Genomic DNA, 23,178 nt, shown 5'->3' with positions numbered 1-23,178 from the left:
AAATGGCTTGACGCATCAATACAAAAAAAACATAACAGCAAACTCAGGTATTATAATGCCTCTCGAATCGGTAAGCAACAACTGATAAGTAGGAAGTAATATAAAGTCACATAATGGCTGAAGCAATTTTCGCAGGTAAAAAGACAATATTTATTTTCAAAAATACTACGTCCGTTAGTATTTCGATCAATGCAAATTGCTGCAATGATCGCGTGGTTCCTTACATACCTGTTTATGCGTTACTGTGCAGTTACTAAAATCTAGTAGCATTGCTAAAATAAAGAGCTAAAACATTGTGTTACTATATTCATATTTTGTTCGAGCATACTATTTCTCATCTTTTAGCTTTAAAATAAACGCTACAAAGAAAATGTGATTTCTAACTAATCTAAGGAATTTGAAAACAATAGACAAACGCTATCAATATTTTAAGTACACAGAATTTGAGTGCAATTTAGAAACTTCTTAATCTTCATTCGATTAATTTTTAAGATTAATCAATCGACTTATATCGAGCATCTTGATGCCTTTTTCTGTTTTTTCAATTAAACCTTCATTTTTAAAATCAGTTAAAGTACGACTCACCGTTTCTGATGCAGTTCCCGACATCGCAGCAAGATCATTTCGGGTAATTTTAAGACAATCACCGTCTGCATGATGTATTTTAAACAATCTAATAATAGCTTTGGCAATACGCTTTCGTACACTTTGATAGGCCAGTTGTAATAAATGCTCTTCTTTTTCTCTGATGTCTTGACACAGTATACTGATAAATTTTGCTGCAAGATCAGGATATTGGTATAACAGTTCGTCTAACTGTTCTTTTGGCATAAAGCACAACGTGCTATCGTCGATTGCAGTTGCTGTATTCGTGTACGTTTCGGTAGACAACATCACATTAATGTCCAGAAAATCATCGGCTTCAAATATTCCTGTCATTAATTCACGACCATCTTCTGCTAATCTAATCGTTTTAATCTTTCCGCTAATGACCATGTATATGCCTAAAGCTTTGTCGCCTTCATGATGAATGACTTGCTTTTTTTTGTAGTGTCGGCATTTTTGCTGCTCTATAATTTTCTTAAATTCAGTCAAACTTTCGATATTAGAAAGCTGTTGATCTAATTTATCTAGAGCGCTACCATAAAACGCATTTTGCACATCTTTCTTTTTTAGGCGGCTTTCGATAGCATTTAGAAGCTCTAAGTCATCAAAAGGCTTGGTGAGGTAATCATCTGCTCCCATATCCATTCCTCTCCTTACATCCATTCTATCGGCTTTCGCTGTTATAAATATAAATGGAATGGTACTGGTTTCTAAATGTTTTTTAAGCACATATAGAACACCATAACCATCCAGTTCTGCCATCATAATGTCACATAGAATAATGTCGGGTATGATTTTTAAAGCTAATTCAATTCCAGCCTTTCCATTAGCTGCCTCAGACACAGTGTACTTTGCTAATTCTAAAATTTCAACAATGTTGTCACGAACAGTATTATTATCTTCAATTACTAAAACTTTGCTCATTGCATGGGAAATAAAAGAGTGAATACTGTACCCTGATGTGGCGTACTCTTAAAGGAAATTGTTCCATTCATTAAGCTGGTATAACGGGCTACAATAGTAAGTCCTAAACCCGTACCAGATACATTCCCTGCATTTTGTGCTCTAAAGAAAGGTTCAAATAAATGCTTCTGATCTTGCTCGGGAATTCCGATGCCATCGTCTTTTATACTAATGATGCATTGGCTTTCATCAATGCTTGTTTTAAATTCAATTACAGTACATTCTTCTGAATATTTTATGGCATTTACAATCAAATTTATAATACTGTTTTTAATGAGATTTTTATCTAGACTAACTGTTACACTAGCTCCGTAATGACTGTACTTTATAAATTGTCCTTGTTTTACAAGAAGTTGCAGTTCTTCCGCAATCTCTGTTCCCAATTCTACAAGATTGAAAATAGTATAAACTGGTTTTACATTATTGATGCCCTTCTTTTCGGTATATAAAAAATCATTTAAAATGGAGGTGAGATTGCTTACCGCGCATTTAATTTTTTTTACATGTTTTTCTATATTAGGATTGCTGTACTCTTGCGCATACTTACTGATCAAAGATGCCGACAACTGTATGTTACTTAATGGCGTTCTAAATTCATGCGAAGCCATCGATAAAAATTGGCTTTTTAACTTATTAAGTTGTTTCTCTTTTACTAGCGATTGACTAATTTTTTCTTTTGCCAGCTGCAAATCGGCAATTGTACTGTTTAGCGATTCCGTTCGATCCTCAACCAATTCTTCCAGATGAGACGCATATTGCTGCAGGCGGTCTTCCGCTTCTTTTTGCTGACTTAAATCGTGTATAAATCCGCAGTATATGCTTCTGTCTAAAAACTGTACTTCACTCACTTCCAAATGCAACGGAAACAAATTGCCGTTTTTACGAACACCAATCGATTGCCGTCCAGTACCTATACTAGATTTAAAGCTTTTGTTATAACTGTTAATATACATATGGGACTCTTTTTTACAAGAGGAAGGAATTAATATCGAGATATTTTTACCGATCAATTGCTGCTCTAAATAACCAAATAAGGCACAAGCTGATGGATTGATCGATTCAATGGTACCATACTCATCAATCGTTAAAATACCATCAATAGCATTTTGTATTACGGCTTTAAGTAAGGCACTATTCTCCATGCGCGTTGCAATGATCGTATAGCAATCACCATAACAAATATACCAAATTAAATTTCAAATAATAATTTAACTCATTTAAAAACAATACAATAGAAACAAAAAATAAATACTTTTCTTACTTAAAAGTATCATAAAACTCTAATTTTTATACAGCATTTTACAATTTTTACTACTTATTCAATCCATTTAAATTTGAGGTATCAATATTAAACTATCAGCAAAGTGTAAATAAACTGATGCGGAACATTTTTATAAGTGACCTGAATCATTTCGTGACTTTAGCTTATACAGCAACTTTGTTTAAAACATAAAATAACTTAAAACCAATACAATGAAAACAAAAAAAAAATTAACACTGGTAGCACTACTTACCCTTGGTTTTATTGCAAATGCACAAATCGAAAAAGGTAATGTGCTTATTGGAGGTAATCTTGCCAATATTAGTTTAGGACTAAATGATCCGAATGTCATAAGTATCGACATCAGCCCAAAAGTGGCCTGGTTTATTAAAGACAATATTGCATTGGGAGGTTATTTAAACTTTGGTATTGAAACGGCAAAACATTCGAATACCACTACCAATTACGGAATTGGCGCATTGGGCCGCTATTATGCAGGAGCTGAAGGAGAACTGGTAAAACACAGTCGGTTTTTTGCAGAAGCGACCGTAGGTCTAGGTGGTGTAAATGTGAGTGATGCTGATAATACTAACGGACTAAATTTAAGTGTCGGCCCAGGTTTCTCCTATTTTATAACACCAAATATTGGCTTAGAAGCCTTGCTGAAATACAATGGATTGGTGGGTTTTGGAAGCACTCCCTATCAAAATAACTTAAATCTTTCTTTTGGTTTTCAAATTTATTTACCGGGTCGTAAAAGCATGAACAAAGTAAAAAACGATTTTGACTGAAGTGTTTCAGTAGGTATTTTTAATGTATTGCAAAGCACAACCGAAATGAAAAGTAATAAAGAATTGCATAAAGATGTAAAAGTGTCTTAAAATGGGAGCCTATTCTTTTTAATGCAAACATTGCTGTAACGGATCTAGAAGGAATGATTACTCTTTTGGGAACAGTTGGATAGTTAGATCAGGAAGGAAAAAGCAGAAGAAGCGGTAAAATTTGTAACGTCGTGTAAAAGCAGTGGTACCAAATATTGAAGGCTGTTTTGAGAGTATTGATAAAAAAAACGATACTGAAATTGCTGCGGAAATTCGGCACGCATTCAAATGGCACTGGGACATTCCCGATGAAAATATAAAACTACACGCTAAAAATGGCTGCTTAATAGTAACGAGCGAAATTGAATGGAACAAACAAAAACAAGCTGCAAAATTAACTGTTAGTAATTTTTTAGGTGTAAAAGAAATTGCAAACAACATTACTATTTTACAAAAGCTAAAGAAAGCTGCCTGTACCATTAAAAATATAGAACGGGCACTCTGGCGGAACGTGACCATTGATCATAATGATATTACGATAACGGTTGCTCCTGCCAATAAGATCACGTTAATTGATATGTTCGATTCTTTGCACCAAAAAGAAGAACCAACTCGAATTGCATGGAGCACTCCAGGAGTTTTAAAAGTAGACAATCAATTAACTGTCGATACAGATATAGTTTCATCTAAATAAATTTTAAATAAAAAAAACCTACTTTCGTACGAAACTACTACCATGAAAAACAGCATAATCTACATTCTATTTGTCTTAACCGCTACATTAGTGTTACTAAATCGCTACACGCCTCTTTACATTAATAATTCGGTGCTCCATTTTATCGTATTATTTATTGCCGCAAGTTCTTTTGTCATAATTGTGGGCCACTTGTTAGGAAAACTTAAAAGCAACAAATCAATTCTACTTACTTTTTTAATCATCGGAATTCTTTGTTTTGGAAAAGCTTTTTTTACTTGGGAAGGCGACTGGAAAACACAAACTGTTGTTTATAAGAATATGCAAAATGGAAACAATACTATTGAGCAGCAACTTAAAGCTAGTAGGTTCGCTTTCGGATATAGAAAACGCATCATCGAACGCTTAAAAGTAATGCCTCTTATTGATTGGACAACTGATATTGACACTTCAAACCTTGATCAAACAAAATGGCAAAAAGTAGACCTCAACATTAATGAAATGAACTTACCGCAGTCCAACTTTGAATAAAAAATGAGAGAAAAAAGCAAACAAAAAAGCTAAAAAATTAAATTTAAAAGAAGAACTAATTACGGAAACAGATGAGCTGTAAAAGCTTATATTCAGCAACTGCGTTTTACCTGTAAAAAAATTTGGAGTTGTAAATACAGGCAGCTCGTCTAGCACAGCTAGTAAATCAAAGTAAATGTTACAAGCCCCATTATTGTAACCACTTTCTTGAGTTTTAGCTGATACAACTACAAAACGGTAAGTGATGAGGTTTTAAAGTTATTCTCTTCAATTATATTGGCGAAATTACGGCGCTTAAAAAAACAATTCAACTTTTGCGTTACGAGCTAAAGTTCTTGGTACTATCAAAAACATTCATTCTTATACTAAACGTACTTCCAAAACCGAGCTCACTTTCTAAAGCAATTTTTCCATTTTGTGCTTCGATAAACTCTTTACTAATTGCCAGTCCCAAACCAGTACCTGATTTGCTGCTACCAGGAATTTGAAAATATTTATCAAAAACTTTATTCTTATATCTTGAGTCGATTCCTTTGCCGTTATCAATTACTTCAAACACAATTTGCTCTACATCTCTTTTGACACGAATTATAATTTTGCTCTGCTCTGAAGAATAAGCGATTGCATTGGTTAAAAAATTTATTAAAACCCAAGCTGTTTTTTCGCTGTCAGCTATGATCTCTGGTAAATCTTCTTCAGCGTCGACAGAAATTTCAATATTTTTGTTTTCGGATTGCATTTTTACAGCTTCTACTGCTTGATACACAATTTTGTACGGACTTGTTTTTTCTATTTGCAATTGAATTTTTCCCGTTTCCAGTTGAGAAAGATCCAGCAATTCGCCTGTTATTTTCAAAAGGCGCTGGCTGTCTTCTTTTATACTTTCCATCAGTTGTTTTTGATCGTCATTAATGCTTCCAGTTTCTGCTCGTTCTAGCAATTGCAAACTAAATTTAATAGAAGCAATTGGTGTTTTTAGCTCATGCGAAACTGTCGCTATAAAATTCGTTTTCGCAAAATCCAATTCTTTAAATACAGTTATATTTCTAAGAATAATTACATCGCCAATAGCAATAACTTTATCTTCTCCAGTAGGTATTATGGTAATTTCTACTACTTCTTTTTCAAAATAACTTTCTTTGCCATCTGCGAAGATCTTCATCGGTTCCGACTTTGTAGTTTGATTTACATCAATCAAGCACTTGATCAAATCGTTTTTTTCTGCTAAAGAATTAGCCAATTTACCAATTACTTCTTCCTTCTTTAAACCAACAATTTTTAAGGTTTCATCGTTGGCAAATAATATAATATTTTCGCTGTCCAGACCAATTATTGGATCGTGCATTTTATTGATTAACGTTTCCAGTCGCTTTTTCTCAAATGATAATTTGTACAAATTGCTGCTGTGGTATTCTTGTAGCTTTTCGGCCATCGTATTAAAAGAGCGCGCCAAATCGCCATACTCATTATGACTTAAAAAATGAACACGTTCTGAATAGTTTTTATTTGCAATTTCTTGAATACTTGCCGTCAATTCCTTAATCGGATTGGCGATGTTGTTTGGTAAATTAACCAACAAGTTAAATGCTATTAAAAAACACAAGCTTCCTAAAATCATAATCGAAAAGCTAGTATTTTCTGCAGTCTGCTTGGCCACATCACTTTTTAACTTAATCGCGTTCATGTTGTGTTTCATAATCTCAAAAATGTTCTGATGAATATGAGACTGCAAACTATCGGTAACTTTATTTTCTTTTAATAACTTAAAATTAGATAGCAGTGTGTAAGTCGCTTTGTTTTCGCCAACTTCAGTAATGTTTTTTAATTGTTTGTTTAAATTTTTTTCGAAAAGAGTAATAGATTTAATTTCATCATCTTCATAAATGTCCAAAGCCAACAGCATATTTCGCGTATATTCTAAAGAATCGTAATTAGCGTTTAGAATGTTTTGAGTGTCTTTTTTAATTGAATTGATACAATAAACGCTCACAATTGAAAGGACAATTATCAGCACAAATAGCAAACCTACACCCAGATTTAATTTGGTTTTAATTCTCATTAGGATAAAATGATAAGGTCAACTTTTGAAGATGACAATTTGTTTAATAATTTATTGAAAATAGTGGTTGACAAAATTACCTTAAATAAATTTAAATGTGGTTTTCCGATGCAAACCGTGGTAATTTGTTTTTGCTCCACTAACTCTAAAATGGCCTCTGTAATTTTACTTTCTTTTTTCTTGATGACTTCGGCACCCAACTGTGTAGCCAATTTAAAATTATTAATTAAATGGCGCTGTTTGTCCAACGGAATTTTGGTATTACTTTCCTTTGGCGTTTCCACATACAAAACGAACCAAACACTGTTATAATAACTCGCCAGTCTTGCCGTTTTTCTGATAACTATTTTTGCGGTTTTATCGTTACTGCTAATGCAGGCCAACAGTTTTTCATGTCGCGCATTGGGGTTCTTAGGTACTTCATTTTCTACTTTTCGAAAAACTTGACTAGCCACTTCTTTTAAAGCTAGCTCTCTTAATTGTAATATTTGATCTGCCTTAAAAAAATTATTGAGCGCGCGCTGAATTTTATCTTCAGTATAAATTTTACCTTCCTTTAATCGATTGATCAGTTCTTCGGAAGTTAAGTCAATATTTACAACCTCATCTGCCAAACGCAATACATTATCAGGAATTCGCTCTTTAACATCAATACCTGTAATGCGTTTTACATCTTCATTTAAACTCTCAATATGTTGAATATTTACTGCCGAAATCACATTAATTCCCGCATCTAAAATCTCTAAAACATCTTGCCATCGTTTTTCATTCTTACTTCCTTCAATATTGGTGTGTGCCAGTTCATCTACAATAACCACTTCAGGACGCAAATTAATAATGGCTTGAACATCCATCTCCTCGAGATTTTTGCCTTTATAAAAAATAGAACGACGCGGAATAACGGGTAAACCGTTTACTAGTTCATGTGTTTCTTTGCGGTTGTGCGTTTCAATATAACCAATCTTAACATCAATTCCTTTTTTTAATAAGGTCTGTGTTTCTTGCAGCATGCGATACGTTTTACCGACACCAGCGCTCATACCGATGTAAATTTTAAATTTACCTCTGCGAGATTTCTGAATTAAGTCTAGAAAATGTTGCGCGTTGTTTTGTTTTTCTTGATCCATTTATGCTGAATTTGTTTCAGAGCCAATTTATGTACTACTATAGCAATTATTGTTTTGCGAAATTAATTTGTATTTAATAATTCAGGCTTTTTAATAAATTTTTTGACTCTAAAAAGTACCTTTGCTGCATCATTTCAATTTATCCAATTCTGTATTTAAAAACATCATATTTATTTGTTTTGGTCCCAAAATCCCTATTATTCTGGTTCTGGAATATTCAAGAACTAACGAATCAATTCGATTTACATTTATATTTCTAGTTTTTGCAATTCTTGGGACTTGTATCATTGCATCTTCAATTGAAATGTCACAATCTAATTTATTTTGAGATTTTGTAAGTGCATTATGTTGTATCTTTTGTGTCGTTCTGTTTAGTAAAGCAGCCTTTATTCTAGAATCTACTTCTTCTAATGAGTCTGTCTTAACTAAGTAAATAGTATTATTTTCTAAGTTAACTGATCTACAATCACTTAAAGATGGATGTTTCCAAAAATATATGTCTTGATTAAAGTTTGAATTATCGGCAATTTGCTTAGCTGATTTTCCTTCTTGTAAAACTACTGTGTCTAGTTTTTGATCTGAATTAAATGCATCAAATACCGAAAGTATAAATGGATATCGAATTCCAAATAAAATTCCGATAAAAAACGTACAAACTACTATGAGAATTATTTTTTTCATTTCAGTTTCATTTTAGTTTTTTAGAAGAATACAAAAATTTAAGTAGCAACTAATCAAAACTATTAAAGACACAAAATCATCTATCAATTTAAATAGAAAACTTTGTGTCCTTAAATAGTTAAAATCTTAAAATTTTATAGCCAACGAAGTAACTACTGATAAACTATTGTCAGACGTTTCAGCTGTATTTTTTGCGAATACTGCATCTCTGCTACTGTAATTTTTAATTTCCGTTCTCCAAACTAAGTTGGGTGTAATTTTATAATCAGCATTCACCGAAACACCATAAGTTTCAAATCCATTTGGCGTTCCTGAGGCTATTATTACTCCACTTTTATCTTGATAATATTCACCTCTTATTGCAAAATTCAATTTTTCAGTTGCCATCAATTGTGCCATTACGGATACGCCATACCACTTATTGTACTTATCGCTTTCCGGTGCTTCTTGTTCCCAACCCATATCAAAACCTGCTAAAAATTTCACTTTTGTTGTCACTTCAAAAGCAGCATAAAGGTCATGGAAATAACGTTTTTGACGGACATTGTCTGGCTTGTCATTTCCTATAAAGGAACTGCTGTTCAATGAGAATTGTGCTGATGGTCTGTAAACAATTTGATGACCAAAACCTGGTGTTGTATTGCCATCAACACGCTGTATGCGTTGCCATCCGTTTAAATACAACCCTGTTAATTCCCATTGTCCGCTTGGAGAAATGTACGTTATTTTGGCTCCAGCTTCAAAATAGGGAGAATTTTCGGCCATGATACTTCTTGTCAAGGTGAAGCAATCTGCTCCAACAGCACTTTCATAACCAATATGCGAAGGTAAGATTCCAGCTGATATCCAAAGATTTTGATTCTTAGTCACTTTAAATCCTACGTTTGCTTCATAAATATTTTTAAAAACACCTGGTTCAGCTGCATAATTTGCGTTCATGTACGATCCTGCTGCCAAAGCTAAATTGGCACGTACATTTTCAGTTTCATAGCTTGCTTTTACAAATCCTAAGTTTAAACTAACCTCATTGTTGCGGCTGTGACTGTAAATAAATCCTGGACGCATATTATTGTCTGGATTATTAGCATCATATTGAATATAAGTTTCTGCATAACCAGAAAACGTTAATGGCTTTTTTTCTACTTCCTGTGCAAATGCTGCACCTGAAAAAGCGAGTGATAATGCAGCTGTTATTATTTTTGTATTCATTTTGATAGTAGTTAATGTTTATTCAAAAAGGGAGGTAGTGGTCAACCTCCCAAATTTTTCTACAAGTTATTTAAGTTGATCTAGGGCAATATTTAATTTTAAAACATTCACTTTTGTAGGTCCAAATACACCTAGGAAAGGCTGTTCTGTATTCGAATCGATTAACGAATTCAATTTTTCTTCGCTTACATTTCTCGCTTTTTGAACTCTTGCAATTTGTACTTTTGCGCTGGTAACAGATATATTCGGATCCAAACCACTTCCGCTTGCCGTCACTAAATCAACTGGTATTTGTGATTTTTGTACTGTTGGATTTTTAAGGAGGAACGTATCAATTCGGCCTTGAACTACCGCCAAATATTCGTCATTAGAAGCTCCTTTGTTACTTGCTCCCGATCCAGCAGCGTTGTAATCAACAGCAGACGGTCTTCCCCAAAAAAACTTGTCATCCGTAAAGCTTTGACCAATGTTCGCATATCCTTTATTCTGATTGTAAGATACCACGTCACCTTTACCATTGTTTGGTGCTAACTGAGCAATTGCCCAAACTGATAGTGGATAAATCACCATGAAAAGCACTAGTAACACGATGGTCATTCTAATACCTTTTATTAAATTATTTTTCATAATTTCTATTTATTTTATCCTTACCTCTGACCCCTCTCCAAAGGAGAGGGCAAGCAGAGCTTGGAATTTGTTTGTTTTTATATTTGCATTAAAATCTTAATCGTAAAATTTAAATTGCCTATTCTTTTCTCTTTCGTCGTTCTCCTATTTTAATGTGTGCCTTATTTTCCTGCAATCATCTCCCTCCCCTTTGGGGAGGGTTGGGGTGGGGATTACATAAACAACGCAACTACAATATCAATCACTTTGATACCAATAAAAGGAACTATAATTCCACCTACACCAAAAAGTAACAGGTTTCTTCTCAATAAAGCACTTGCACCAATTGGTTTGTAACTCACTCCTTTTAAAGCGAGTGGAATCAAGAACGGAATAATAATCGCGTTGAAGATTACTGCTGAAAGAATCGCGCTTTCTGGACTGTGTAAATTCATAATATTTAAACCTTGAAGCGCAGGAATGGCTGTGATGAACAAGGCAGGAATGATGGCAAAATATTTAGCAACATCGTTCGCGATACTAAACGTGGTAAGCGTTCCGCGAGTCATTAATAATTGTTTTCCAATTTCAACAATCTCTATTAACTTGGTTGGATCATTGTCTAAATCGACCATGTTTCCAGCTTCTTTTGCAGCTTGCGTTCCGCTGTTCATTGCTACACCAACATCTGCTTGCGCCAAGGCCGGTGCGTCATTCGTACCATCTCCCATCATGGCAACCAAACGACCTGCCATTTGTTCTTGCTTGATGTAGTTCATTTTATCCTCAGGTTTGGCTTCGGCAATAAAGTCATCAACGCCTGCTTTTTCAGCTATAAATTTGGCAGTCAATGGGTTGTCACCAGTCACCATTACGGTTTTGATACCCATTTTGCGAAGGCGTTCAAAACGTTCAAACATTCCCGCTTTAATAATATCTTGCAGTTCGATGACTCCCAATGCCACTTCGTTTTCAGAAACTACTAAAGGAGTTCCACCATTTTCAGCAATAGTCGTCACTTGCTTTAATAATTCTGCTGGAAAAGGATTTCCTGCATTTATAACGATGTTTTTTATAGCATCTGTAGCTCCTTTTCTAATTCGCGTGTTGTCAAAATTGATTCCCGAACTTCTCGTTTCGGCTGTAAACTTTATAAATTGTGCATTATTTACTTGAAAGCTAAGAGGATCTATTTTTGCTAATTCAACGATAGACTTCCCTTCTGGTGTTTCATCAGACATAGAGCTTAAAACCGCAGCTTTAATTAGTTGTGCTTCTGAAATTCCAGGAGCTGGATAAAAATGAGTTGCTTTTCTATTACCAATAGTAATGGTTCCCGTTTTATCCAATAACAATACATCAATGTCTCCAGCTGTTTCAACTGCTCTACCACTTTTCGTAATTACATTGGCTCTCAAAGCCCTGTCCATTCCTGCAATTCCAATGGCGGATAATAATCCTCCAATGGTCGTTGGAATCAAACAAACAAATAAGGCAATAAAAGAAGCTATTGTAATGTTAACATTCGAATAATCAGCAAATGGTTTTAAGGTCACACAAACAATTATAAATACTAAAGTAAATCCAGCAAGTAATATGGTTAAGGCAATTTCGTTTGGTGTTTTTTGGCGTGAAGCACCTTCTACCAAAGCAATCATTTTATCTAAAAAACTTTCGCCTGGTTCATTTGTAACTTCAACTACAATTCGGTCTGACAATACTTTTGTACCACCGGTAACCGAACTTTTGTCTCCACCTGATTCTCTGATTACTGGTGCTGATTCCCCTGTAATTGCGCTTTCATCTATAGTTGCTAAACCTTCTACAATTTCTCCATCAGTTGGAATCGTGTCACCAGCTTCGCAAACAAATAAATCTCCTTTTTTGAGTTGAGATGAAGAAACTTGCGCTCCACTTTTTAAAGTTGCAGGTGTTTCTTCTCTCGTTTTTCTCAAACTGTCCGCTTGTGCTTTTCCTCTTGCTTCGGCAATGGCTTCGGCAAAATTAGCAAACAGCAGCGTAAATAATAATACGATGAATACAACAAAATTATACCCAAAACTACCTTGTGACGTTTCGCCTGTCAATGTCCAAATAGAGACAAACAGCATCACGATTGTTCCGATCTCTACCGTAAACATTACGGGATTTTTAAACATTAATTTCGGATTCAATTTCACAAAAGACTGCAGCAAAGCTGGCTTCATAATGTCTTTTTGAAATAATGATTGATCTTTATTCATTTTAGATTCTTTTTAGTAAATGGTAAAATATTCAGCTATCGGTCCTAAAGCTAGTACTGGGAAGAAAGCTAATGCAGCTATAATTATAATCACAGTCAAGGTTACTAAACCAAAGGTTGCTGTATCCGTTTTTAACGTTCCATCGCCTTCTGGTATAAATTTCTTTGCTGCTAATAATCCAGCAATAGCTACAGGTCCTATGATTGGAAGGAAACGTGCAAGAATCAATACTATTCCTGTCGAAATATTCCACCAAACCGTATTGTCTCCTAAACCTTCAAATCCACTTCCATTATTTGCTGATGCCGACGTAAATTCATATAACATTTCGCTAAGACCATGATATCCAGGATTATTTAAGGTTGCTGTTCCATATTCTGGCATTGCAGCTGTTAATGCAGTACCAACTAATATTAAAAAAGGGTGCAGCAAGGCGATAATCATCGCTATTTTCATTTCTCGAGCTTCGACCTTCTTACCAAAAAATTCGGGTGTTCTTCCTACCATTAGTCCACTAATGAAAACAGCCAAAATGATAAAGATGAAAAAGTTCAGAATTCCAACGCCAACACCTCCATAGAAACTGTTAATCATCATGGCAAGCAATTCGTTCATACCCGAAAGTGGCATCGTACTATCGTGCATGGAGTTTACAGATCCAGTTGAAATTACCGTAGTAGCAATACTCCAATAACCCGTTGCTGCTGCACCAATTCTTGTTTCTTTGCCTTCCATCGCGCCAAGCGAAGTATCAATTCCCATTTTCTCGATCATTGGGTTTCCGTGCATTTCTCCTATAATATTAGGAATGGCTAATGCCAAGAATCCAATGGTCATTACCCCGAAGATCATCCAAGAGAATTTTTTTCTTTTAATAAAATATCCAAACGCAAATATCATTGCAAAAGGAATAATCATTTGAGCCCACATCTCTAACATATTAGTGAAGTAAGTCGGATTCTCTAGAGGATGCGCACCGTTTGTACCAAAAAATCCTCCACCGTTTGTACCAATATGTTTTATGGCAACAAATCCAGCTGCAGGTCCGCGAGAAACCTCTTGTACATCTCCTTGTAGTGTAGTAATGCTGTCTTTTCCTTCAAATGTCATTGGTGTACCTTGGAATGCCAAAAGAGCCGCTACAACTAGAGAAAGTGGTAACAAGATGCGCGTGCAAGATTTCATGAAGTACGTGTAAAAGTTACCTAACTCAGTAGTTGTTTTATCTCGAAAAGCTCTAAATACAACCACTGCCGCGGCCATTCCTGTTGCTGCACTTACGAATTGTAAGAACATCAAATAAAACTGACCTAAATAACTAATTCCTGTCTCGCCCGAATAATGCTGCAAATTGCAGTTTACAACAAAAGAAATCACTGTATTAAAAGCTAAATCTGCGGACATACTTGGATTTCCATCCGGATTCAACGGTAAACTTCCCATAGTCATCATGATAATCATTCCCAACACAAACCATATAATGTTTATGGTTAGTAAAGCTTTCATGTGTTGCTTCCAGTTCATTTCTACAGCTGGATTGACACCACTCAATTTGAAAAATAACTTTTCAAGCGGATTAAATATAAAATCCAGCCACGTTTTCTCCATTCCGTAAACCTTGGAAATATATTTTCCTAACGGAATAGCGAGGGCTAAAGTCAGCAAGAACATTGCTACAATTCCTAATATTTCTGTATTCATTTTTTTGTATTAAGGGTTTATTAATTCTTTTTGTTTTAGAATTTTTCAGGTTTTAGCAGTACGTAGCAGATGTAGATAAATACTGCAATTGCTATTATAAAAAGTGCGGTCATAATTTGTTAGTTTTCTAATAAGGTTTTTAAATATCCTTGTTTTGATTCTTTCGAAAGAAGACTCAAATGCTTCTTTAAACTTGCAGGATTTTCTTGAGTACTCAATTCAGTAAAAAATTCATTCTCGATTGCATTTCGAGTATATTGATTGCCACTTTCATATAGCATATTAATTACTCTGATAACTTCTTTCGCTGATTCAGCTTCTTCTTCATCCGTCGAATCCATTTTCTCGTTACAAAATCTAGCGACGCTTTTTAAAAGTGCATATTGATTAATGGTCTCATCGTTTGTAGATGGAAAATCAAACCAGTTTTTTGAATCGGGAATCCATTGCTGGATGGCCTCGTAGATTTTTGTTTTCATTTTTAGATGTTGTCAAAAAAATTAATAGCGCTGTAGAGCAACCAAAAACATAATAAACCGAGTACGAAGAGCATAATTGTTAGCATAACAAATTGATTTAAAGGTTAATAAAATTTAGATTTTAGATTTAAACGGAGGCAAAAAGGTTATCATACGTTTAAAGAATGAGCTGTCTGTTGTACTCCAATTTTAAATTTTGAGGAAAAAGATTGGAAATAGTACAGTTTTTTAATTTCATAAAGGAACAGAGCGAATAGAGATAAACATTGGCGATCATTCCCTTTGTTTCTGTGCTGCCGTTAATAAATAAACGTTCGGCTAGGTTTAAGCAATTTTTGGCGCGTACTACATTTCCAGCAATTAGCGCTTTTTTAGTAATTTCAGCAAAACGTTCAGCGCGATTGTATAGGCTATTGACTTTATTTTTCATTAGAATTCTATTTTGTTTGTTTGCCTTATGCCAAAATATGTTCCAATAAGTATCGATCTTCGTAAAGTGCTGCTGCTGTTTACTTTAAATGTTATCTATAAAAAAAAGGCATAAAAAAAGCCTATCATAATGATAGGCTTTTATTGAAATGATAGGTTTTTACTGAATGCTGTATTCTTCTAATTTTCGATATAAAGTTGCAATTCCAATTTCTAGCAAACGTGCGGTTTCTGCTTTATTTCCTTTCGTGTAATTTAAAACTTTTTGAATATGAAGCTTCTCTATACTTTGCATTGAAAAGGCAGACATCGTTTTGGTGGATTTCTCGCTCTGATGTTGCATTTCATAAGGCAGGACATCGGCAGTCAAAACAGCATCATTGCTTAAGATAATCGAACGCTCAATAATATTCTTTAATTCTCGAATGTTTCCCGGCCAGGAATAATTTTCTAATTTTTGAAGAAATTCATCTGAAATTACTAAGCTTTTTTTATTCATTTTTTCAGAAAACTGATTTACAAATGAAATTGTTAATGGCGCAATATCTTTCAGTCTTTCTCTCAGCGGTGGGATGTTAATTTCGAAAATATTCAATCGAAAATACAAGTCAGAACGAAAACGATGTTCTTCACTTTCAATTTTCAAATTACGATTGGTGGCGGCAATTAATCGGAAATTTGATTTTTTAGGACAAGTATCACCAATAGGAATGTACTCGCTGGTTTCTAAAACGCGTAACAATTTAGCTTGCAATTCAATTGGCATTTCTCCAATTTCATCCAAAAATAAAGTACCGCCATTGGCCTCTTCTATAAAACCTTTTTTATCCTTTACAGCTCCTGTAAACGCACCTTGCTTGTGTCCAAAAAGTTCGCTTTCAAGAATTGCGGCACTAAAAGTACTGCAGTTTAGCGCTACAAAAGATTTTCCTGTACGATTGCTATTTTCGTGAATTGCTTGCGCAAAAACTTCTTTTCCTGTACCCGTTTCTCCAGTTAATAAAACGGTTGAATCGGTTTTGGCTACTTTTTTTGCCAAATCAATGACTTGCAATAACGCTTTTGATTTTCCGATAATAGCTTCAAAAGAATACTTGTCTTTAATTCGTTTCTCGAGAGAAGACACTTTTTGAGTCAAGTCTACTTTTTCGATGGCGCGATACAATAGCGGAATAATCTTATTGTTGTCGTCGCCCTTAGTAATATAATCAAAAGCACCGTTTTTGATGGCTTGAACGCCGTCTGGAATATTTCCGTAAGCCGTTAGCAAAATTATTTCAGTGTAAGGACTGTGTTCTTTTATTTTTTTAGAAAGTGCAACGCCATTGCCATCTGGTAATTTTACATCACAAAAAACTACATCAATTTCAGTTTGTTCTAATTTTTTTAAAGCCGACTTGCAGTCTGCCTCCTGAAAAACTTCGAATCCTTCTAAAGTTATAATTCGAGCCATAAGGCTTCTTAATTTTTCTTCGTCGTCTATAATTAAAACTTTTCTCAAAATAGTGCTGTTTATATAAATGCAAATTTAGGTTTATTACCGTTTGCTCCGATAGTTTTTTATGAAACAAAAAAGCCTTCAAAATAGAATACTTTTGAAGGCTTTAAAAATATAATCCTGTAGTATTCTAGAAGCTGTTAAATTTTAGCAAATCAATCTTTAAACCTGTAAATTGTATTTGAAGTTTATTTTTCAATACTTCATATTCGGCCATAAGCAATTGGTTTTTTATTGTAGAATATAAAATAGCTTCTATTTTTCCGTTATCAAATTTGGCCTGTGTCGTGGCTAACGAAGCTCTTGCGTAGCGCTGCTTTTCGACTAATTTCTGCTGAAGTTTTAGATAATTTTGAGTATTTTGTTCTTCTAGAACAATTTGTTTTTCTAAGTCTTCTTCCTCTTGCTGAATAAATTGCTTCGTTTTTTCACGCTCTATTTTAGCTGCGCTAATCTTTTTAGTAGTGCGAAATCCATTAAAAACAGGAACAGCCAACTGTAATCCTGCTTGCTGACTTTTATTGTCTTGCAACTGACTAAAAAAAACAGGAGCATTCGGATCTTCCAATTTTAAATTTTTATAGTAAAAAGTAGCATACCCATAAAAGGCAGATACTATCGGTAAATTTGCAGCTCGTTCTAGATTTATCGTTTTTAAACTATTTGCAAATTGAAGTTCTGCTCTTTTTACTTTTGGATTGTAAAGCGTAGTTTGATCTTTTCCTGATAAAACCTCAGGTTCCAATTCAATTTGATCTATTGCAACGTCATTGAAATTTAACAACTGAAATAACTGTATTTTTTGAATTCCGTACAATTGTTCGGTTTGCATGTTCCGAATTTCATCTTCAGAAAAACTTAATTGCATGTCGTATAAGTCGCTTTGCGGTTTGCTACCAATATTTACTTCTTTGGTTATTCGCTCTAAGTTGAATTCACTTTGTTTGAATTGCGCTTTCTGAATTTTTACTAATTCTTGGGTGTAAAGCGATTGGTAATAACTTTCTAAAATCTGAAGTTTATACTCATTTTCGATCACTGCTGCATCTGCTTTCGCCAACTCAATATTTATTTTATCTTTTTGAGCATTTGCAAAAGCACTAAAATCAATTAGATTCATTTTTGCATTCAAATAAAAATTATCATTTTGAATGTTAGAACTCACTCTCCCGTTGGTAGAAGGATCGATCGTAGAACCAAAATTATAACTTTGATCTCCATACAAAGTAACAGCGGGCAACATTCGGTTTAAAACGGAGTTTTGTAATTTTTCAGTGCGCTTTATTTCTAATTGTCTTATTTTAATTTCGATGTTATTTTGTAAACCTACCGAAATACATTTGGTAACCGACCAAGAATTTTCTTGACCATTTACTACTGCTGTAAAAGCAACAAAAAGGACCGTTAAAAAGAGTTTATTATTCATATTTAAGGTATTTTAAAACGTCAACTTTGGTCGCTTGATACGCTCTTGAAAGCACTACTAATAGCGTTAAAGACAGTAATGCAGCAAATCCAATTATAAATGGAAAAATAGAAATTTCAATTCTGTAAGCAAAATTTTCTAGCCATCTATTAAGTAAATAATATATTGGAAACAAGGCGATTAAAAAACCTATTATGCAGTACAAAATATATTGTTTAGACAGTTCGATCAATAAAAAATTTGTTCCGGCTCCAAGGGTTTTTCTGATTGCAATTTCTTTCATTCGTCTTTGAATGGAATACGAGGCCAACGCGAACAATCCGAAAAGAGCAATTAGAATTACCACGACATTTAACAGTGAAAATAGATTTTTTTGCTTGACATACGACTCATAGCTCCTGGCATATTGTTTATTAATAAAATCATATTTAAAAGGATACTCAGTATCCAGTTTCGCCCATAATTTTTCAATATCTGCAACAGTATTTTCAATATTATCGGATTTTAATTTCACAAAAACGGTACCTATATTCTGTGCAATATCAACAGTTTTAAAATGATAAAAATACATGCCAGAGACATCAACTTCGGGACTCAACAGGTTAAAATCTTTAACAACTCCTATAATTTTTAATTTTCGTTGTTTGATGATTAATTCTTTTCCTATCGGTTCTTTCATGTTCATCAATTTTTGTGCTTTTTCATTAATCACCACAGAATTAATAGTATCCGAGGCATATTTTTGGTTAAGAGACCTTCCTTGAACTACTTCTATTTTCATCATTTCGAACAGACCAAAATCAACTGCAATTGTTCGTTCTTTAAAAAGTTCACCATTATACAATACGCCGCCTAATGAGTTATCAAAACCGTCAAATGAAAGCAAGCCTGTAGAAACCTGATCAACACCTTTTATTTTAGAGAGTTCTTGTTTAATTGTACTGTATTTCTTGTAGATATTTTGTCCAACGTTTGCAACCTCATAATCTGATTTAGGAAAATTTAAATTAATTGCAATCACTTGATCTCCTTTAAAACCTAAATCTTTATTTGATAGATAATCAATTTGCTGGTAGACAATATAAGAACCAACAATAAAAAAAGTAGCTATTGTAAACTGAAAAATCAGCATTCCGTTGCGCAGCCAAATTCCACTTTTACTTCTAGAAAAATTTCCTTTCAACACTTTTAGTGTTTCAAAATTAGCCACATAAATGGCTGGAAGTATTCCTGCAAACAAAACAATTAAAACTACAATCAGAATTAATTGAAGGTAAAACTGACTACCCATTATCCGCAAACTCTTGTTTAAAAAATCATTGTAATACGGTAATGTTATTTCGACAATTACTAATGCCAGCAAAATAGATAATAAACTTATTAGAACCGTTTCTAAAATAAATTGAATAACAATAGTACTTTTTGAAGCACCCACAACTTTACGAACACCCACTTCTTTAGCGCGTTTAACCGCATTAGCTGTAGCCAAATTGATATAGTTTACAATCGAAAGAATGAGTATTAAAACGGATAACCCTACCATAATCAACAAAAACTGATAATTACCTCTCCCCTCTGGATATCCATCTGCAACAGAGTGCAATCTTGCTTTTGAAAGTGGCTCAATAAAAACCTCAAAATGACCTATTTTATTAGCCATATCTTCGAAAGTAAAACCTTCTTGCTGGGCCTCTCTTTTAATGAAATCAATATTATATACTTGTTCTAAGCTCGCACGTGTGGTCTCAATTTTTGAAGGGTCTTTAACTTTCAGAAGTAATTTAAAAACAAAAAGCCCTGTCGCATTATCTCTTATCAATTCTTTCATTTTATTCATTACAACATCTGGAGCAATCGAAGAGTTTGTTGGAGTTTGATACACAGCGCGCACTACAAACATTTGATCAAAGCATGTTATTTGTTTACCAATTGGATTTTCTTCACCAAAAACGCGTTTAGCAATAGCATCGGATATAGCAATACTTGCATCATCTTTTAGTGCCGAAATAGCATCGCCTTTGATAATTTTGAATGGAAAAAGAGCAAAGAAATCAGTTTCAACATTTATAATTTTATCGACTAGTATTTTCTTGTCTTTATAGACAATTTTATCCTTTTGATACCAGCTGTCAGCATAAACTACATTTTCTACATTGGGATCCTTAGCTAGAACAGGTCTTAGAAATAAAGAACAATCAGAAAAAACAGGCATTCCTGTTAACTGCACTAAAACCTGATACACCTTGTCTTTTTCAGGATTCCAGTCATTATAACTTTGTTCGTCATTCCAATACAATAACGAAAAAATTAAGCCCGCAATTCCAATGGCCAATCCGAAAACATTCAGAAATGAAAACAGTTTGTTTTGATTTAAATGATAAATGAATATTTTTATATAGTTTTTAAGCATTGTTATTCGTATTTTAAATATTTTAACACATCAACTCTAGTGGCTTGATACGCTCTTGATAGCACTACTATTAGCGTTAGAAATAGCAAAGCAACAAATCCTATTATAAATGGATACACTGAAATTTCGATTCGGTTAGCAAAATTTTCCAGCCATTTATTCAATAAATAATACACGGGAAATAAGGCGATTAAAAACCCAATAATGCAAAAAAGAATGTATTGTTTCGAGAGTTCTAATAGTAAAACATTGGTTTCGGCACCAAGCGTTTTTCTAATGGCAATCTCTTTCATGCGCCTTTCTATCGAGTAGGATGCCAGAGCGAATAAACCAAACAGCGCAATGACAATAACAACTACGTTTAATAAAGAGAAGAGATTTTTTTGTTTCACATACGTTTGATAGGTTCTCTTGTAACTTTTATCTATAAAATCATACTGAAATGGATAATCGGAATCGACATTTTTCATCCAAAATTTTTCAATATCTGCAATGGTTTGCGCTGTATTTTCGGTATTTACTTTTACATAGAGATAATTTAAATTACCAATCGTCCAGTCGATGGTTTTAAAGTGAAAGAAAACCATTGGAGGCACTTTTCCTTGTGGGCTAAAAAGACTAAAATCCTTTACTACTCCTACAATTTTAAGTTTATTACCGTTCCAATCTACAGTTTTACCAATGGGATCTTTCTCCTTCATCATTTTTAAAGCAGTTTCATTAACCATCATAGAATTTATGGTGTCTGATGCAATTTTAGGATCCAAATAACGCCCTTGAATCATCTCTATTTTCATCATCTCTAGAAAACCAAAATCAACAGCAATATTCTGCCCTTGAATGTTGGAGCCTTTATAATTAAAACTCGAAGAAGAGTCGTTACCGCCACCAAATCGTAAGGCTGCTGTAGCTACTTGCTCTACTCCTTTTATTTTTGAAACTTCATTTTTAGTCGTTGTGTACCGATCAAATATGAGTTGTACTGAATTTTTATCATTCCGAATCGCATCTGGTTTAAAGTAAAAAATTTCTAAAACTTGCTCACCGGAAAATCCTAGATCTTTATTTCCTAAATACTGTACCTGTTGAAAAACGATATAAGAACCAATAATAAAGAAAGAAGCAATTGCAAACTGCAAAATTAGCATCGTATTTCGCAGCCAAACGCCGCTTTTGTTTCTTCCAAAATTTCCTTTTAACACTTTTAAAGTCTCAAAATTAGATACATAAAAAGCGGGAAAAATACCTGCAAAAATTACGGTCACCACAAAAATCACTATGATTTCCAGGAAAAATTGACTTCCATAAATAATTAATTGCTTGTCTAAAAATTCATTATAATAGGGCAATGAAAGTTCGACTATAACTAATGCTAGCGAAATTGCAACGATCACTGTCATTATAGTTTCAAACAAAAATTGCTTTACAATATTAGATTTTGATGCGCCCACAATTTTTCTAACACCCACTTCTTTTGCTCTACGTAATGCATTTGCTGTGGCTAGATTTACGTAATTAACAATGGATAAAATCAAAATTAAAACAGACAAACCTATCATGATCAATAAAAATTGATTGTTGCCTTTTCCCTCTGGAGACCCTGGTCCTTTGGTATCCATTCGAGACATAGCTAGAGATTCTAAAGAAAAATTAAAAGCTCCGTATTGTGCTTCATATTGCTTTATGGTAATCCCTTCTTCTTTGGCTTCTTTTGCTATTTTATTTTTATAAAAAATCGTTTTAATTTTTGCTTCAAGATCCCCCTTTTTTGATGGATCTTTTAATTTGATATACCAACCATTATTAAAATTTCCCCATTCGTCTTTATCAGCATTTATTTTAGCTTTCATTCTATTGACCACCGCATCTGGAGCAACTGCGGAATTGCCATTAACTTTGTAAACTGCTGTTACCGTAAGAATTTGATCTTCGTACTGAATTAGTTTGCCAATTGGGTTTTCTGTGCCAAAAAAAAGTGCTGCCGTTTTTTGTGTTAGTGCGATGCTGTTCTCATTTTGTAAAGCCGTTTTTTGATTTCCTTTAATAAACTCAAAAGGGAAAAAATTAAAAAAATTATTTTCGGCATTAAAGACTTTGTCAACAAATATTTTCTTGCCATTGTATTTGTAAAGTAGTGATTGGTACCAGTTTTCAGAGTACATCATTTCTTCGATGTTGGAATCATCTTTTACAAATGGTGCCATTGTAACTGGAATATTGTTCCATACTTTGCCGTCTTCCATATCTACTAAGACTTGAAAAACAGTATCTTTATTCGGGTTCCATTCGTTATAACTTTGCTCGTCGTTCCAATAGAGCGTGGCAAAAATTAATCCTGCTATTCCTATTGCTAAACCCAAAACATTTAAGACTGTAAAAAGCTTATTGTTTTTGATGTGATAGAAAAATATATTTGTCCAATTTTTTAGCATGA

General features: G+C 33.9%; 19 protein-coding genes. 3 read left to right on the top strand and 16 right to left on the bottom strand.

All coding sequences use genetic code 11. From position 1 onward, the window contains the following. Window positions 1-480 precede the first annotated feature (480 nt). Both ACRASX_RS12640 and ACRASX_RS12635 read right to left on the bottom strand, forming a co-directional pair. Window positions 481-1,530, bottom strand: coding sequence for a response regulator (locus ACRASX_RS12640; protein ID WP_432221484.1), 1,050 nt, complete (start codon window positions 1,528-1,530; stop codon window positions 481-483). Then, window positions 1,527-2,711: a PAS domain-containing sensor histidine kinase gene (locus tag ACRASX_RS12635; RefSeq protein WP_432221483.1), complete on the bottom strand. Its 1,185-nt coding sequence runs from the start codon at window positions 2,709-2,711 to the stop codon at window positions 1,527-1,529. The genes ACRASX_RS12640 and ACRASX_RS12635 overlap by 4 nt, the downstream gene beginning before the upstream one ends. 331 nt (window positions 2,712-3,042) lie before the next feature. Between ACRASX_RS12635 and ACRASX_RS12630 the strand changes: the two genes are divergently transcribed. The 3 genes from ACRASX_RS12630 (at window position 3,043) to ACRASX_RS12620 (ending at window position 4,876) form a co-directional block, all read left to right on the top strand. Then, a complete protein-coding gene (locus ACRASX_RS12630) occupies window positions 3,043-3,621 on the top strand; it encodes a hypothetical protein (protein ID WP_066309500.1) in 579 nt (192 codons plus the stop codon). A 232-nt stretch (window positions 3,622-3,853) separates the two neighbouring features. After that, on the top strand, window positions 3,854-4,345 hold the full coding sequence (locus tag ACRASX_RS12625) for a BON domain-containing protein (RefSeq protein ID WP_082706618.1): 492 nt from the start codon (window positions 3,854-3,856) through the stop codon (window positions 4,343-4,345). A 42-nt stretch (window positions 4,346-4,387) separates the two neighbouring features. Beyond that, window positions 4,388-4,876, top strand: a complete 489-nt coding sequence (locus ACRASX_RS12620; protein WP_066309502.1) for a hypothetical protein — start codon at window positions 4,388-4,390, stop codon at window positions 4,874-4,876. A gap of 319 nt (window positions 4,877-5,195) precedes the next feature. On the opposite strand, the gene ACRASX_RS12615 is transcribed toward ACRASX_RS12620, so the two are convergent. From ACRASX_RS12615 to ACRASX_RS12550, 14 genes are all read right to left on the bottom strand, one after another. After that, a complete protein-coding gene (locus tag ACRASX_RS12615) occupies window positions 5,196-6,935 on the bottom strand; it encodes an ATP-binding protein (protein ID WP_432221482.1) in 1,740 nt (579 codons plus the stop codon). Further along, window positions 6,935-8,062 (bottom strand): sensor protein KdpD, encoded by a 1,128-nt coding sequence (locus tag ACRASX_RS12610; RefSeq protein WP_432221481.1) that lies wholly within the window; start codon window positions 8,060-8,062, stop codon window positions 6,935-6,937. The genes ACRASX_RS12615 and ACRASX_RS12610 overlap by 1 nt, the downstream gene beginning before the upstream one ends. Window positions 8,063-8,191: 129 nt before the next feature. Then, complete coding sequence (locus tag ACRASX_RS12605) at window positions 8,192-8,743, bottom strand: potassium-transporting ATPase subunit C (RefSeq protein ID WP_432221480.1); 552 nt, start codon at window positions 8,741-8,743, stop codon at window positions 8,192-8,194. A gap of 126 nt (window positions 8,744-8,869) precedes the next feature. Continuing rightward, window positions 8,870-9,952 (bottom strand): porin, encoded by a 1,083-nt coding sequence (locus tag ACRASX_RS12600; RefSeq protein WP_432221479.1) that lies wholly within the window; start codon window positions 9,950-9,952, stop codon window positions 8,870-8,872. Window positions 9,953-10,018: 66 nt separating this feature from the next. Continuing rightward, entirely contained in the window at window positions 10,019-10,579 is a 561-nt protein-coding gene (locus ACRASX_RS12595; protein WP_432221478.1) for a K(+)-transporting ATPase subunit C, read from the bottom strand. Between the two features lie 212 nt (window positions 10,580-10,791). Further along, complete coding sequence (gene kdpB, locus ACRASX_RS12590; protein WP_432221477.1) at window positions 10,792-12,801, bottom strand: potassium-transporting ATPase subunit KdpB; 2,010 nt, start codon at window positions 12,799-12,801, stop codon at window positions 10,792-10,794. A 12-nt stretch (window positions 12,802-12,813) separates the two neighbouring features. Then, complete coding sequence (gene kdpA, locus ACRASX_RS12585) at window positions 12,814-14,502, bottom strand: potassium-transporting ATPase subunit KdpA (protein WP_432221476.1); 1,689 nt, start codon at window positions 14,500-14,502, stop codon at window positions 12,814-12,816. Between the two features lie 35 nt (window positions 14,503-14,537). Further along, window positions 14,538-14,615, bottom strand: a complete 78-nt coding sequence (kdpF, locus tag ACRASX_RS12580) for a K(+)-transporting ATPase subunit F (RefSeq protein ID WP_072992107.1) — start codon at window positions 14,613-14,615, stop codon at window positions 14,538-14,540. Window positions 14,616-14,621: 6 nt separating this feature from the next. After that, entirely contained in the window at window positions 14,622-14,981 is a 360-nt protein-coding gene (locus tag ACRASX_RS12575; protein WP_066309528.1) for a DUF7674 family protein, read from the bottom strand. A gap of 157 nt (window positions 14,982-15,138) precedes the next feature. After that, a complete protein-coding gene (locus ACRASX_RS12570) occupies window positions 15,139-15,411 on the bottom strand; it encodes a DUF7674 family protein (RefSeq protein ID WP_066309530.1) in 273 nt (90 codons plus the stop codon). Between the two features lie 159 nt (window positions 15,412-15,570). Further along, window positions 15,571-16,914 carry a sigma-54-dependent transcriptional regulator gene (locus tag ACRASX_RS12565; protein WP_432223092.1) on the bottom strand — a complete coding sequence of 448 codons (1,344 nt, stop codon included), beginning with the start codon at window positions 16,912-16,914 and terminating at the stop codon, window positions 15,571-15,573. A gap of 124 nt (window positions 16,915-17,038) precedes the next feature. Further along, window positions 17,039-18,334 (bottom strand): TolC family protein, encoded by a 1,296-nt coding sequence (locus ACRASX_RS12560; RefSeq protein ID WP_432221475.1) that lies wholly within the window; start codon window positions 18,332-18,334, stop codon window positions 17,039-17,041. After that, on the bottom strand, window positions 18,327-20,744 hold the full coding sequence (locus ACRASX_RS12555; protein ID WP_432221474.1) for an ABC transporter permease: 2,418 nt from the start codon (window positions 20,742-20,744) through the stop codon (window positions 18,327-18,329). The genes ACRASX_RS12560 and ACRASX_RS12555 overlap by 8 nt, the downstream gene beginning before the upstream one ends. Window positions 20,745-20,746: 2 nt before the next feature. After that, a complete protein-coding gene (locus tag ACRASX_RS12550; protein ID WP_432221473.1) occupies window positions 20,747-23,176 on the bottom strand; it encodes an ABC transporter permease in 2,430 nt (809 codons plus the stop codon). Between the last annotated feature and the right edge of the window lie 2 nt (window positions 23,177-23,178).

It is taken from the genome of Flavobacterium sp. TMP13, assembly GCF_050847115.1.
GTDB lineage: Bacteria > Bacteroidota > Bacteroidia > Flavobacteriales > Flavobacteriaceae > Flavobacterium.
Note: the sequence above shows the minus strand (reverse complement) of the source record. Positions and strands in the feature narration are given on the sequence as shown.